A 12,432-nucleotide genomic window follows, 5' to 3' on the forward strand; every position below is an offset into this window, starting at 1 on the left:
AAACGTCGAAAGCTGAGGGTATTTTTCGAAGCAATCAAACTGCCTGCTGCTAACCCAATAACCAATTGGACTGCCTGGAATCTTCTTAAAGTCCACAGCTGCGGCGCGAAAGAAATACTTGTCCATGCGCTGGTCGCTGCTGTTGTTCTGATTCTCACTCATTCGTTTTCTCCCGCCGGCAATGCCTTGCGGCCAAAATCAATTTCAAATCCATCCGGCACCGGCTTGAACGGTTTGGCAGGTGAGCAGTGGCTGCTCTCGAATTGGCGCAGCGGCTGCACGTAGATCTCGCCCGTCATGCAGTAGTCGGTGATGCCGCTCTTCACACGCGGTATGTTGCACCTGCTTTCTTGTTCTTTTGGAAAAACAACAGCGTAGCCAACAAACTCTCTAATATTTTTCTTGAGAGTGCGCTTTTCTGGATATTGAGCTCATCGTCTTTATAGGCATGATGAGCAAAATAGTTTCTGGAAGTAATGAATTTTAAGAGAGAGTGTAAAAAATAAATGTTTTCTCTTGGCCAGTTTTTTGGATTTAATTCATCGATTTCAGAAAATAAATCGTTCGGCTTTTTTTCTAACCTTGTTTTTTTTGCAATCTCGTTACTTGTGGTTTCAATAATTTTAGTTGCTTCTTCTTTAAGATAAGGTTGCAATGATTTAAAAAAAGACTTGTTTTCTTTCTCATCAATTTCAGATCCAATATCAGACCGAAACATCTCGCGCAGGACAATTTCAGTGCGCACCGACATTACAATCAAAGCATCAACGATGCGGTTCTGTCTGAAGCTGACAGGCCGTTTTTGGGGATCATTGATTGACTCATGCAGATCGTGAAATGCTCGAATCCACGCATCAAAGCCAGGAATCTGAATCAGCGATTCAAAAACCTCTTCTGTGCAGTCGTAGCCCCATTTTTTTACTTGACCGCAATAATGCGAACCAAATGAGACGAATGTTTTTTTGAATCCATGCCCTTCGGACTGAAGTACGTCATGCAGTGGCGTGTAGGATGCGTCAAAACCATTGGGTGTGAAATCTTCAAAAATACAGTTGGCCGGTGTTCCAGGTAATCGCAACTGCTCATAAATCAGATAAATATCTTTGCTCAGCGCAGAACGTGCTTTCTCCAGCACCGTGCAGCCATTATTTTTAAGAATTGAGTGCCACTCTGCATCCAGGTCCAAAAGTAGCCGTAAATCCTCTTTCAACAGATCGATAGTGATACTGGTGTGATTTTGGGTCAACTCTAGCAATTGACCGTTCGTAACGTTCAGTTGGCAGAAATTTGCGCTCGCTACAATGGTTTTGTACCAAGAGACCCGACCAAAGGTATCGCCATATTTTTGGGTGAACGATCTAGCTGCCGACTTAATTAATTGCAGGCATCTGGGCTTTCCAACCTCTGGTGATAAAAAAATCTCGACATAACGATATTTATGGAAATTGCCAGCTAACGCATAGACCTGCCAATAGGGAAGATAGGCTTCTGCAGGAATATATTTGCCGCTGCTGGAGTGCTCGCATACCGGAAACGACTCTGGAATGTCGGCCTGGAATTTTTCTCTGAATGATGATTGCAGTTCTCCATCGTATGGATGAAGCAATTCGTGCAAGTCAGCGGCCTGTTGCGGCATTGGCTGGCAAGCGTACATCTCGGCCATCGTCTCATCAGCGCAATCACTTTGACGAGGGCATTCTGGGAAATTTTTCCAGTTTTCAAAATATTCTTTGGGTAGCGCGACATACAGGGATGGCACAAGTGCGCCACACAGGATTAAGTCAGACAAAGCAATGCCAAAAGGGAGCTTTTCGATGCCGACTTTCTTCAGTTGCGCCCCAAATTTGCCGGTGTAGGTTGGACTACGAAGCGAGAGTGGTAGGTCAATGCAGAGATAACGACAAGAAATTTCGTCAGTGTCAAAAGTTATCCGGCGGCTTTCGTTGAAATCACTCATCTTTCATTCCCTCCTGAAGCTGCTGCAGATCCAGCTCAATCTCCTCCACCGTCGGTAGTGCACCTTTCAGGTTATCCGGCAGGGTCTCGACCAGGGTGTATTCGCTGACGCCCATTGGCTTGTTCATGTCGCGCAGGGCGAATTCGACTTCGATGTTGTTCTTGTCCCGGCACAGCAGCAGGCCGATGGTGGGTTGGTCGTCGTCGCGCTTGAGCAGGCTGTCCACGGCGGACAGGTAAAAGTTGAGCTTGCCGGCGTATTCCGGGATGAAGCGACGGTTCTTCAGTTCGACCACCACGTAGCACTTGAGGGTGACGTGGTAGAAGAGCAGGTCGATGTAGTAGTCGTTGCCGGCGACCTCCAGCGGGTACTGGCGGCCGATGAAGGCGAAGCCCTTGCCAAGTTCCAGCAGGAAGTGGGTGATGTGCTGGGTGAGTTGCCGCTCCACGTCCCGCTCGTTGTAAGGGGCGGTGAGCGCCATGAAGTCGAAGGTGTAGGGGTCCTTCAGCGTCTGCTGCGCCAGGTCCGACTGGGGTGCGGGCAAGGTGCGGGAAAAATTGGTCACCGCCCTGCCGGCGCGCTCATGCAGGCTGGACTTGAGCTGCAGGGCCAGCACGTCGCGGCTCCAGCCCTGCTCGAGGGTCTGGGCGATGTAGAAGCTGGCCTCCACCACACTGCTGCACTTGGTGAGGATGAGGATGTTGTGTCCCCAGGGAATTTGGTCAACGGCCTGTTGACCAAATGGTGTGGCGGCTTCCGTGGCATAGAACTGATAGAAGCGCAGGCAGTATTTGAGGTTGGAAGCAGACAGCCCCTTGAGGTCGGGAAAGGCTTTCTTCAAGTCTGCCGACAGCTGGGGAATGAGCTTGTCGCCCCACTGGCTTTGCGCCTGTTTCTCTGCGATCTGCGCACCCACTTCCCAGTAGAACTGAATCAGCTCCCGGTTGGCCGCCAATGCCACGCGCAAACGGGCTGACTGCACCCGCTGCTTGATGGTGTTGAGCCAGTCCTGGTAGTCGGCGAGTGACGCGATACCGTTGCTCATGCTGCTGCCCGCCGCTGCGCGGCTTTCAGGTTGCGCTCATTACGCGGCGGAAACTCGACCGGCTTGTTCTCCTCACCGATATCTTCGTACTCGACGTAGCAATAGGCGCCCCGACTTTCTGGGCTGCCGCCTTTCTTCAGCACGGTGGCAGCAGTTCCAAACGCGATGCCCATGACCATATTGGCCATGTGCGCCATGCATTCGATCGATGTCTCGCTCAGGATGCGCTCGCGTAGCGCTTCGTAGGACGACAGGAACATCCAGCTCTGCATGGTGACCATGGCGCTGTAGCCGTATTTCGGGGTGAGATCGAAACCCCGCTCGATGAACATCGCAAACAGATCGGATTTGCTGCGCGGGAAGTTCTCCTTGGCCCAGGCGCTCAAGCGCCCGTTCATGCCCTTGCCGCCCATGTAGGGCGGATTGGCCACGACGACGGCGTAGCGTGGGCCGAGGTAGTCGGCCATGCGCAGCACACGCAGCACCCGCTGGTGCGTGTCGGCGAGGAACAGGTTGCCGGCCATGTCCTTGGCCTCCAGCGTGGCCAGCACATCCGCCACGTTGACGACCTTGGGCACGATCAGCGAGCCGAAGTTGTCAGCCTCGCTGAACTGTTGCAGGGTCTCGCGCAAGCCGTGGGTGAACAGGTCGCGGCCCACGGCGCTCATGTACTCGCCCAGCTCTTCGCGGCTGAAGCTCACCTTCTCCAGCACACAGATGTTGGGCTTGACGCGCTTGTTGAAGAAGCGCCGCTGGCGGGCACGCGCCTTCATGGTCAGCGCGAAGGCGGCCAGCTCGCCGGCGCGTTCGTCCAGCTCGATGCCGTAGAGGTTGTGGGTGAGGATCTTTTCCGGAATCTCGGCGGGGTCGTAGCCTTCCTCCTCGTACATGGCATAGAGGAGGTCGAAGGCGTAGGTGAGCATGTGGCCGGAGCCGCAGGCCGGGTCGCACACCTTGATGTCTTCCGGGCCTTTGATCCTGAGGAAGTCCGTTTCCGCTTGCTCGGGCGGGATGTAGTACTCCATCTGATCTGCCAGCCGGGATTGCGGACGGTTGAGCAGCCACAGCCGGCCCAGGGCGTTGTCGACCAGGTAGCGCACGATCCAGTGCGGGGTGAAGAGCTGGGTGGCGGCCGGGATGTTCTCAGGGGTGATCTTCTGGTTCTTCTTCAGCCCCTCGAAGACCGTGTCCTTCTTTTCGGAGATGTAGAACTGGTAAAGCCAGCCGATGACCTCGACGTCGGCACAGGCGTCGGGCGTCATCGCCTCGCGGGTGTAGGCGAGGATGGCGCTGCCCGAGAGCAGGTCGTCGGGCATCAGCAGCTCGGTGTAGTCGTCGATGCGCTCGAACAGGAAGGGCATGGACTGGTGCCAGGCATTGCAGGCGGCGACCACCAGCAGGCGGTAGGCCTCGCCCTGAGGGTCGTGACTGGGCGACTTGCCTGCCAGCAGGTCGGCAATCTGTTGCCGTGTTTTCGGCGGGACCATGTCCTCGTCGATATGGCCCATCTTGGCTTCGGCGAGGATCTCGGGCTGGAACTGGCCTTCGGCCGGCGACACCACCCCGATGCGGGTGTAGCGATTGACGTCCATGAAGCGCAGCGCGCAGAAGCGGTTGAACCAGGTGTAGGCCACGCGCTCGATGACCTGTTCTTCACCGGTTTGCTTGATGGCTTCCTCGAGCCGATTGACCGACTCGGGGTGCTCGCGCCGGGCCGCGCTTCCGCTGGCGCGCACCAGGGCGAGCTTTGCGCTGATCTGCTCGCGCAGCGTGCGGCGGGCGAACTGGGCGAATTTCTTGAGCTTGCTGGTATCCATTTCTTGTCCGTTCTTGTGTCGCCGTCAGATCTGCACGCGGTTGCCAGCCTGGATTTCTCTCAGCCAGGCTTCGCGCTGCTTTTGCAGGTAGTCGTCCAGCTCGGCCTCGTTGGCGAGCCAGGGTTTGGCGTAGCTCACCTTGATGGTGCGCGCGGGGACCAGTTTTGGTTCGGCGGGCGGTGCTGCAGGGCGGGCTGTGCTGGGCGATGTGCCGATCGCACTCGTCACCGCAGGTTCGGTGACGAGGTGCTTGATGGGGGTGCTGGAGGGCGCGCTGGTAACCGGGCGGGCCAGTTGGTCGAGCTGGGAGAGCAGTTGAGGGAAGCGTTCGTCTTCGAAACGCCGAAGCTGGTCGCGAATCATTGCAATGCGCTTCTGGCCCTGCAGCGCCTGACGGGCGTCGGCGAATGCCTGGCTCAGGGCAGCTTGGTCTGCTGCCTGCAAACGCGCGTACTCGTCCGCGGCTTGCAGGCGGTGTTCGAGTTCGATGAGCCGCTCTTCGGCGTTGGCTTTTTCGGATGCGAGCTGGTTGGCGATGGCTTGCTGCAGGGTGTCGAGTTGGGGTTTGAGCTGCTGCAGTCGGTTGCCCTGCCAGGGGCGTTTGTCGTCGAGAAGGGTGCGCACGGACTGGACTTCGGCCTGGGCGACATAGGCGAAGTTGTCCTCCTGCTCGGCCAGCAGTTGCCACGCTTGGTCGAAGATGGCTTTTTGCGGGCTGTTCATGAAGCGCCGCACCGGGTCGATGACGTTTTCCTTGGTTTCGAGAAGCGCGTCCTCCGCGCGGTTGAGTTCGGTGAGGAACCACGTCGGGTTTTTGGCGGCAACGTCCTTCAGGGTGGCGAGCACGGGGTCGAGCACGCTCAGGAAGGGGTATTGGGCGCTCTGGCCGTGCAGGTCGACCAGATCGATTTCCAGATCCTTCAGCGCGTCGATGGTCTCGCGGGCAAGCGCGCGGGCTTCGTTGCTGGTGGCGGGCTTGTCGAAGAAATCGGCAAAGAATTCCTTGAGCGTGCGTACCTGCGAGGCGCTGAACTCTACCTGCGGCTCGAGCACCAGCGATGCGTGGGCGTTGGTGTTGCGCAGGCTGCGCTCTAGCGCCTCGTGCTCGAGCGAGTTGCTGTCCTGCCGCACTTCGACCTTGCCGCGTGCGCACAGCAGGGCCAGGTTGCAGAGAATGGCCGCGTAGTACCAGCCGTAGTTCTTGCGCTCGAAGCGCTCGATCAGGCTCTTGACGGTGGTGCGCACCCCGCTGCGGGCATTGCTCTGGATGAAGGCCAGCAGTTCCTGTTCAGGCTCGGTGAGGCTGGTGGCGTCGTTGGCGAGCAGGCCGTCTTCGATCATGCGCAGATGCTTGCCGATGTCCGCTTCGTTGAAGGGAACGTCGCGCAGCATGCGCAGGTTGGGGTAGGTGACCTGAATGAGATGGTCAAAGCCCTTGAGCACGCGGGTCTGGCCGTCCTCGCTACTCACATCCACGTCCGCGGCGTTGATGATGAGCGTGGCCTTACCGAGCAGGGCGCGGGCGCGCACCTGCAGGTCGTTGAGCCGCTCGGTGTTCTGAAAACCCTTGGCGTCGAGGATGCGTTTGACGGCCTCCTGCTGGGTGTTGCTGTTCTGCCGGATGTATTTCTCGGTGCGCTTGTGCATGGTGAGGTCTTGCATGAAGCGCGCATCGGCCGGCAACACCACCCGCAACTCGTCACGCCCCATGCTCTGCATGCGTTGCAGGGTGAGGTTGTCGAAGTTGTCGGAGAGCGGCGTGACGATGTGCAGAGCCAGCTCGTGCTCGCGGCTTAGCGCCCGATCGTCCATCTTGCGGGTGTAGGGGTAGTCCTGCCCGTTGCTGTGGCGGATCTTGCGCTGCTTGATGACACCATCGAACAACAGGGTTTCGAGTTCCTTGAGGATGTCCGCCGTCTCGACCTCGGTGTTCTTGATTTCTTCCTCAATGTCCTTCTCTTCGTCGGTCAGGTACTCATAGACGTCGCCGCTGCGCTGGATGTAGGTCTGCTGTTCCAGCAGGTTGAGGGCCGCTTCGAGTTTCTTGCGCTGGGCGGGCAGGTCTTCGCCGAAGCGCTCGAGCATTAGCACGCTGAGGTTGCGCAGCGTCGCCTTGAACTCCTTGACGTACTTGACCAGGAACAGCGCCTTGAGGACGCGGACGGCGTAGGGATCGCCAAGGTGGCGTTCGGCGTTGTTGATGGCGCTCTGGATCGCGCTCTTGAGCGCGCCGCGGATGCCTTCGAACATGCGGTCGAACGTTGCCAGTTGGCCGACGGGCTCGTTGTCGATGGCCATGGCCACTTCGCGGAACACGCCCAGCATCGAACGCTCGCCGACCGAGTTGGCCTTGCCCTCGAAGCCGTTGTGCAGCGAGATGCCGCGGATGGACGACTGGAAGAGCGGAAACTGGTAGGGCACGAACGGGTAGCAGTAGATGAAGTGCTCTTCGTCGCGGAAGTTTGTGTACTGCTGCCCGCCGTCGGCAAACTCGAACAGTGTCTTGAAGTTGTTGAGCTGCTGGTCGTAGGTGGTCCTGAGCAGTTCTGAGCCGATCTCGTTCTTGGTGAGCAGGCGCTTCTGGATCACCTCGGCGACGTCGGCGCTGGTGAGCTTGAGCCGGTTGGCAAAGCGGGCCTGGATCTTGGAGAAGTCGTTGCTTTGCTGCTTGCTCATGTCGCCGAGGACGGAGTTCATGTCCTCCTGGGCGGTGACGATGATCCATGCGCGCCCCTGGCATTTGGTGGCCAGACTCTCGGCCACCGTCTGCAGGTTGGTCATCAGCTTGGTGTTCTCGGCGATGTACTGGCCGACTTCATCGACGAAGAAGTTGAGACAGAAGTTGGCCGGCTTTTTGTCGAGCCAGGCCTTGACCTGGTTGCCGAAGTCTTCGATCGAGACGCTGTACTGAGCGCGGTATTTGTCGAGAATCCCCTTGGTCATCGACGGGTCTTCGCCGGTGATCTCGGCGTAGGCACGGGCGATGTTGCCGGACTCGAGCAGCGCCTGTTCCCGACCCCGTTCCCACGGCTTGCTGGCGATCCGCTGGTAGGTTTCCTTGAAGGCCTCGAACTGGTCGCGGCTGTCCAGGTCTCGCTCGAACTGCGCGATGTAGCCCTGTTTGCCGAAGTAGCCGCACATCTCGTTGAAGACTTTGACGAACACCGAGAGCAAGGCGTCGACCTGCGTCTTGCTGATGATGTCGGCCTTCTGGTCGATGTTGAACAGAATGCTCTTCGAGGGAATGGCGACTGCACGTTTGAGCGCCGCACGAAGCAGCTCATCGTCCTTCGAGATCTTGGGCAGAAAGATCTCGAGCGCCGAGCTGCCATCGACAACACGGTTTTCCAGCAGCAGGGCAAGCATCTTCAGCAGGTGCGACTTGCCCGAGCCGAAGAAGCCGGAGACCCACACCCCGTTGGCGCCGTGATAGTCGTTGTAGGCATCAAGAAAATGCTCGAGACGCTTGGCGACCTCGTCGGTGAGTACGTACTCGCTGAGCTCTGCGTAGAGACTGGACTCGTCGTCTGCCTTGATGACGCCTTCGATCGGGCGGCTGACGGGGTTCAGGAAAATGCGGTTGAGTTCCATCGGGTCCTTCCTCAGGCCTGGGTCTCGAAGATGTTGAATGCGCGGTAGTACTTGTCGTCGTGGAGCAGCCCGAACAGTTCGAGCGAGGCGCCGTTTTCCAGCGAGTGTCGGTATTCCCCGGGGAAGAACAGCACAGTGGGCTTGTCCTTGGCCGTGCTCTGCAGGTTGTTGAGCACGTTGTGCGAGCGGATGTAGGGGAAGACCTCGCCGATGCCGGAGAGGAACAGCACGTCGAAGTCGGTCTCGCGCAACCGCTGGCCTATGGCGGGGATCAGGTAGTCCTCGATGCCGAGCACGTTCTGGAGCAGTTCGAGCAGGCTGTCCTTGTCGACGTCGGGCTCGATCGTCAGGATTTCGTCCCACAGCCGTGAGCCTTCGCTGCTGCCCTCGCGCGCCTGCAGCAGTTCGATGCTGAGGTCGTAGAGGTTGATCTCGAGCACCTTCACGCCGCGCCCACCGAGGCACGGCAAGCTGAGGTTACCAAGCGTGTTGATGAGCTGACGCTGCAGTCGTTGCATCTCGACCGCTTCACTGGCGCGGAACTCGCAGATGTAGAAAGGCAGGTCGTTGTTCAAGCCGCGCATTTGCAGGAAGCGCTCACTGCTGATGACCTTGACCAGATGCTCGAAGCGGTTGTGCAGCGACTGTTGGCTGATCTTCTGGCTCATTGAAGCCACCTTTGTATTTCGTTGTCCGTGGCAGGAAAGACGAGCAAAGCCTCTCGACCGCGCTGTGCGAGTAGCGCCGCTAGTGCAGGACTCGGGATGGCAGACCGAATCTGCTGCTGGTCGGAGATCAGATCCGCCTCCCGGAGCATCCGGAACAGGTTCTGCCGCAGCTTGTGCTGGGTCGATGGGGCGATTTCGTCGAGTTCGACGTGCCAGAGCGCCTTCGCGCTGTAGAAGGCGTCGTAGTCACCGAAAGTGAGCTGATGGCGACGCAGTAAGTAGTGCTCGCGCAGAACTTCCACTGCGAAGTCGCGGATGAAGGCATAGCGTCGGCAGGTCGCGGACCAGAGCAGGTACGCGCGGTCGCGCAGACTGCCCTCGACGAGTTCCGCGAGTTCAGCCCCATTCAGGTGTTCGAGCCGAGACACCAGTTCCTTGCTGATCCGTAGGGCAGCAGCCGAGGTTCGGACCTGGAGCAGGTTGGCCGTGCGCACTTCGTCCCGGGTTTGAATCCAGTCGCGTAGCGTCAGGTAGCGCTCAGCAACGACGGGGGCCTCGCGCAGGAACAGGCCCCCGGTCGTGAAGGACAGGCGATAGCGTTCGACCGTCATGCCGAGCTGCGCGGGAGCTCGTCACTCGCTCCGCCTTTCTTGACCCAGGCGTCGACTTCCTTCTTCTGAAACTTCCAGAGCCGCCCGACACGGTGCGCCGGCATGCTGCGCTTCGCGATCCAGGCGTACACGGTGTCCTTGCTGACACCCAAGTGCTCTGCGATTTCCTCGACGCCAAGCCAGCGGTCCATGGTGCTCAAGGTCCATTTCCATGATGTATGGAAGAGGATCTTAGCGGATTAAGGCGGGTCTTGGCCGGTCGTGATCTGTTTCAGGCGGAAAAGGAAGCTCAGTCCGTGAAGAGCTTCGCACTTGAGTGAGGGCGAGGCCGTGCCAGCCCTCTCCGAAGTAGGGCTCCAGGCACTGGCGGGCAGAAGCGAGGGGCTGTCGCGCGCTTGAGGGCAGGCTGGCCGGGGGCGAGAGTTCAGAACTCAGTGAGACACAGTTCAGAACTCAATGAGACTCGACATTCAGCATCCGATGGCGCTTTGGGCGGCAGAGCAGAAATCACGTGGGCTGCACTTGAAATCCCGGAACCCCGTCCCTATTATTAGCACTCGTTGGCAGTGAGTGCTAACAAGCCCGGAGCGGCGCAGTTGCTGCATTCGGGCCACTGCGAATTTTCCGCGGGGCAACCCGCAAGCCATCAACCCAAACAGTCGAACCGAAGATAGGAGTGAACTCGATGAAGATTCGTCCCCTGCACGATCGCGTGATCGTCAAGCGTCTGGAAGCCGAGCGCAAGACCGCCAGCGGCATCGTGATCCCGGACAGCGCAGGCGAGAAGCCCGATCAGGGCGAAGTCCTGGCCGTCGGTAACGGCAAGATCCTCGACGACGGCAACGTGCGTCCGATGGCCGTCAAGGTGGGCGACAAGGTGCTGTTCGGCAAGTACGCCGGCCAGGCCGTCAAGGTCGAAGGCGAAGAGCTCCTCGTGATGCGCGAGGAAGACATCATGGGCGTGGTCGAAGGCTGAGCCTTCTCCCGTTCCTGAAGCGCTAATCCTTAAAAAATTCCGGAGTTCTGAAGAATGGCAGCTAAAGAAGTCAAGTTTGGTGATTCCGCCCGCGAACGCATGGTCGCCGGCATCAACATCCTCGCCAACGCGGTCAAGGTGACCCTGGGTCCGAAGGGCCGCAACGTGGTGCTGGAGCGCTCGTTCGGCGCCCCGACCGTGACCAAGGACGGCGTGTCGGTCGCCAAGGAAATCGAACTGAAGGACAAGTTCGAGAACATGGGCGCGCAGATGGTCAAGGAAGTCGCTTCCAAGACCTCGGACATCGCCGGTGACGGCACCACCACCGCCACCGTGCTGGCGCAGTCGATCGTGCGCGAAGGCATGAAGTACGTCGCCGCCGGCATGAACCCGATGGACCTGAAGCGTGGCATCGACAAGGCCGTCGCCGCCACCATCGAAGAGCTGAAGAAGCTGTCGAAGCCCTGCTCGACCAACAAGGAAATCGCCCAGGTCGGCTCGATCTCGGCCAACTCCGACAGCGACATCGGCGACATCATCGCCAATGCGATGGACAAGGTCGGCAAGGAAGGCGTGATCACCGTCGAAGACGGCAAGTCGCTGAACAACGAGCTGGACGTCGTCGAAGGCATGCAGTTCGACCGCGGCTACCTGTCGCCCTACTTCATCAACAACCCGGACAAGCAGGTCGCGATCCTCGACAACCCCTTCGTGCTGCTGTTCGACAAGAAGATCTCCAACATCCGTGACCTGCTGCCGGTGCTGGAGCAAGTCGCCAAGGCCGGCCGTCCGCTGCTGATCATCGCCGAGGACGTCGAGGGCGAAGCCCTGGCCACGCTGGTGGTGAACAACATCCGCGGCATCCTGAAGACCTGCGCCGTCAAGGCGCCGGGCTTCGGCGACCGCCGCAAGGCCATGCTGGAAGACATCGCCATCCTGACCGGCGGCCAGGTCATCGCCGAGGAAGTCGGCCTGACGCTGGAAAAGGCCACCCTGGAAGATCTGGGCCAGGCCAAGCGCATCGAAATCGGCAAGGAAAACACCATCATCATCGACGGCGACGGCCAGGCCGAGCGCATCGAGGCCCGCGTCAAGCAGATTCGCGTGCAGATCGAGGAAGCCACCTCCGACTACGACCGTGAAAAGCTGCAGGAACGTGTGGCCAAGCTGGCCGGCGGCGTTGCAGTGATCAAGGTCGGCGCCGCGACCGAAGTCGAAATGAAGGAGAAGAAGGCCCGCGTCGAAGACGCCCTGCACGCCACCCGCGCTGCGGTGGAAGAAGGTATCGTCCCGGGTGGCGGCGTCGCGCTGCTGCGCGCCCGCGCCAACCTGAGCGGCCTGAAGGGCGACAACCACGACCAGGACGCCGGCATCAAGATCGTGCTGCGCGCGATGGAACAGCCGCTGCGCGAGATCGTCGCCAACGCCGGTGACGAGCCGAGCGTGGTGGTGAACAAGGTCGTCGAAGGCTCGGGCAACTACGGCTTCAACGCGGCCACCGGCGAGTATGGCGACATGGTCGAGATGGGCGTGCTGGATCCGACCAAGGTGACCCGCACTGCGCTGCAGAACGCCGCTTCGGTCGCCGGTCTGATGCTGACCACCGACTGCATGGTCGGCGAACTGGCCGAAGACAAGCCGGCTGGCGGCATGCCCGACATGGGCGGCATGGGTGGTATGGGCGGCATGGGCATGGGCATGTAATGCGCTCGTGCCTGGGTCCCGGTTCGCCGGGGCCCTGCTGCTTCGGAAAAGCCTCGCGAAAGC

The 12,432-nt window shown here is 59.2% G+C and carries 10 protein-coding genes; 2 read left to right on the top strand and 8 right to left on the bottom strand.

The window, feature by feature from the left end; genetic code table 11:
* Positions 1 to 158: 158 nt before the first annotated feature.
* From TBU01S_RS23450 to mads1, 8 genes are read right to left on the bottom strand one after another with little or no spacing between them, the layout of a single operon-like run.
* Positions 159 to 326 carry a hypothetical protein gene (locus tag TBU01S_RS23450; RefSeq protein WP_174524562.1) on the bottom strand — a complete coding sequence of 56 codons (168 nt, stop codon included), beginning with the start codon at positions 324 to 326 and terminating at the stop codon, positions 159 to 161.
* Positions 323 to 1,957: a hypothetical protein gene (locus tag TBU01S_RS24195; RefSeq protein ID WP_157659246.1), complete on the bottom strand. Its 1,635-nt coding sequence runs from the start codon at positions 1,955 to 1,957 to the stop codon at positions 323 to 325. The genes TBU01S_RS23450 and TBU01S_RS24195 overlap by 4 nt, the downstream gene beginning before the upstream one ends.
* Positions 1,950 to 3,002 (bottom strand): PDDEXK nuclease domain-containing protein, encoded by a 1,053-nt coding sequence (locus TBU01S_RS21535; protein WP_068639547.1) that lies wholly within the window; start codon positions 3,000 to 3,002, stop codon positions 1,950 to 1,952. The genes TBU01S_RS24195 and TBU01S_RS21535 overlap by 8 nt, the downstream gene beginning before the upstream one ends.
* Entirely contained in the window at positions 2,999 to 4,819 is a 1,821-nt protein-coding gene (gene pglX / locus TBU01S_RS21540) for a BREX-1 system adenine-specific DNA-methyltransferase PglX (protein ID WP_068639548.1), read from the bottom strand. The genes TBU01S_RS21535 and pglX overlap by 4 nt, the downstream gene beginning before the upstream one ends.
* Positions 4,820 to 4,843: 24 nt before the next feature.
* A complete protein-coding gene (gene brxC / locus TBU01S_RS21545) occupies positions 4,844 to 8,410 on the bottom strand; it encodes a BREX system P-loop protein BrxC (protein ID WP_068639549.1) in 3,567 nt (1,188 codons plus the stop codon).
* Between the two features lie 11 nt (positions 8,411 to 8,421).
* The gene (locus tag TBU01S_RS21550) at positions 8,422 to 9,078 is read right to left on the bottom strand and encodes a DUF1788 domain-containing protein (protein WP_068639550.1); all 657 of its coding nucleotides are present in this window, start codon (positions 9,076 to 9,078) and stop codon (positions 8,422 to 8,424) included.
* Positions 9,075 to 9,689, bottom strand: a complete 615-nt coding sequence (locus tag TBU01S_RS21555; protein WP_068639551.1) for a DUF1819 family protein — start codon at positions 9,687 to 9,689, stop codon at positions 9,075 to 9,077. The genes TBU01S_RS21550 and TBU01S_RS21555 overlap by 4 nt, the downstream gene beginning before the upstream one ends.
* Positions 9,686 to 9,880, bottom strand: a complete 195-nt coding sequence (mads1, locus tag TBU01S_RS21560; RefSeq protein ID WP_068639552.1) for a methylation-associated defense system helix-turn-helix domain-containing protein MAD1 — start codon at positions 9,878 to 9,880, stop codon at positions 9,686 to 9,688. Before mads1 ends, TBU01S_RS21555 begins: the two co-directional genes overlap by 4 nt.
* A 494-nt stretch (positions 9,881 to 10,374) precedes the next feature.
* Here mads1 and groES point away from each other — a divergent pair, with 494 nt between their 5' ends.
* Both groES and groL read left to right on the top strand, forming a co-directional pair.
* The gene (groES, locus tag TBU01S_RS21565; RefSeq protein WP_004332931.1) at positions 10,375 to 10,665 is read left to right on the top strand and encodes a co-chaperone GroES; all 291 of its coding nucleotides are present in this window, start codon (positions 10,375 to 10,377) and stop codon (positions 10,663 to 10,665) included.
* A 54-nt stretch (positions 10,666 to 10,719) separates the two neighbouring features.
* Positions 10,720 to 12,369, top strand: a complete 1,650-nt coding sequence (gene groL / locus TBU01S_RS21570; RefSeq protein WP_068639553.1) for a chaperonin GroEL — start codon at positions 10,720 to 10,722, stop codon at positions 12,367 to 12,369.
* Positions 12,370 to 12,432: the final 63 nt, after the last annotated feature.

The sequence above is a fragment of the Thauera butanivorans NBRC 103042 genome, assembly GCF_001591165.1.
Lineage (GTDB): Bacteria > Pseudomonadota > Gammaproteobacteria > Burkholderiales > Rhodocyclaceae > Thauera > Thauera butanivorans.

Bases quoted from the DNA above. Each gene is read 5' to 3' on its own strand.
- TBU01S_RS21550 (WP_068639550.1), bottom strand. From the start codon at position 9,078: ATGAGCCAGAAGATCAGCCAACAGTCGCTGCACAACCGCTTCGAGCAT.
- TBU01S_RS24195 (WP_157659246.1), bottom strand. From the start codon at position 1,957: ATGAGTGATTTCAACGAAAGCCGCCGGATAACTTTTGACACTGACGAA.
- TBU01S_RS21555 (WP_068639551.1), bottom strand. From the start codon at position 9,689: ATGACGGTCGAACGCTATCGCCTGTCCTTCACGACCGGGGGCCTGTTC.
- groL (WP_068639553.1), top strand. From the start codon at position 10,720: ATGGCAGCTAAAGAAGTCAAGTTTGGTGATTCCGCCCGCGAACGCATG.
- brxC (WP_068639549.1), bottom strand. From the start codon at position 8,410: ATGGAACTCAACCGCATTTTCCTGAACCCCGTCAGCCGCCCGATCGAA.
- pglX (WP_068639548.1), bottom strand. From the start codon at position 4,819: ATGGATACCAGCAAGCTCAAGAAATTCGCCCAGTTCGCCCGCCGCACG.
- groES (WP_004332931.1), top strand. From the start codon at position 10,375: ATGAAGATTCGTCCCCTGCACGATCGCGTGATCGTCAAGCGTCTGGAA.
- mads1 (WP_068639552.1), bottom strand. From the start codon at position 9,880: ATGGACCGCTGGCTTGGCGTCGAGGAAATCGCAGAGCACTTGGGTGTC.
- TBU01S_RS21535 (WP_068639547.1), bottom strand. From the start codon at position 3,002: ATGAGCAACGGTATCGCGTCACTCGCCGACTACCAGGACTGGCTCAAC.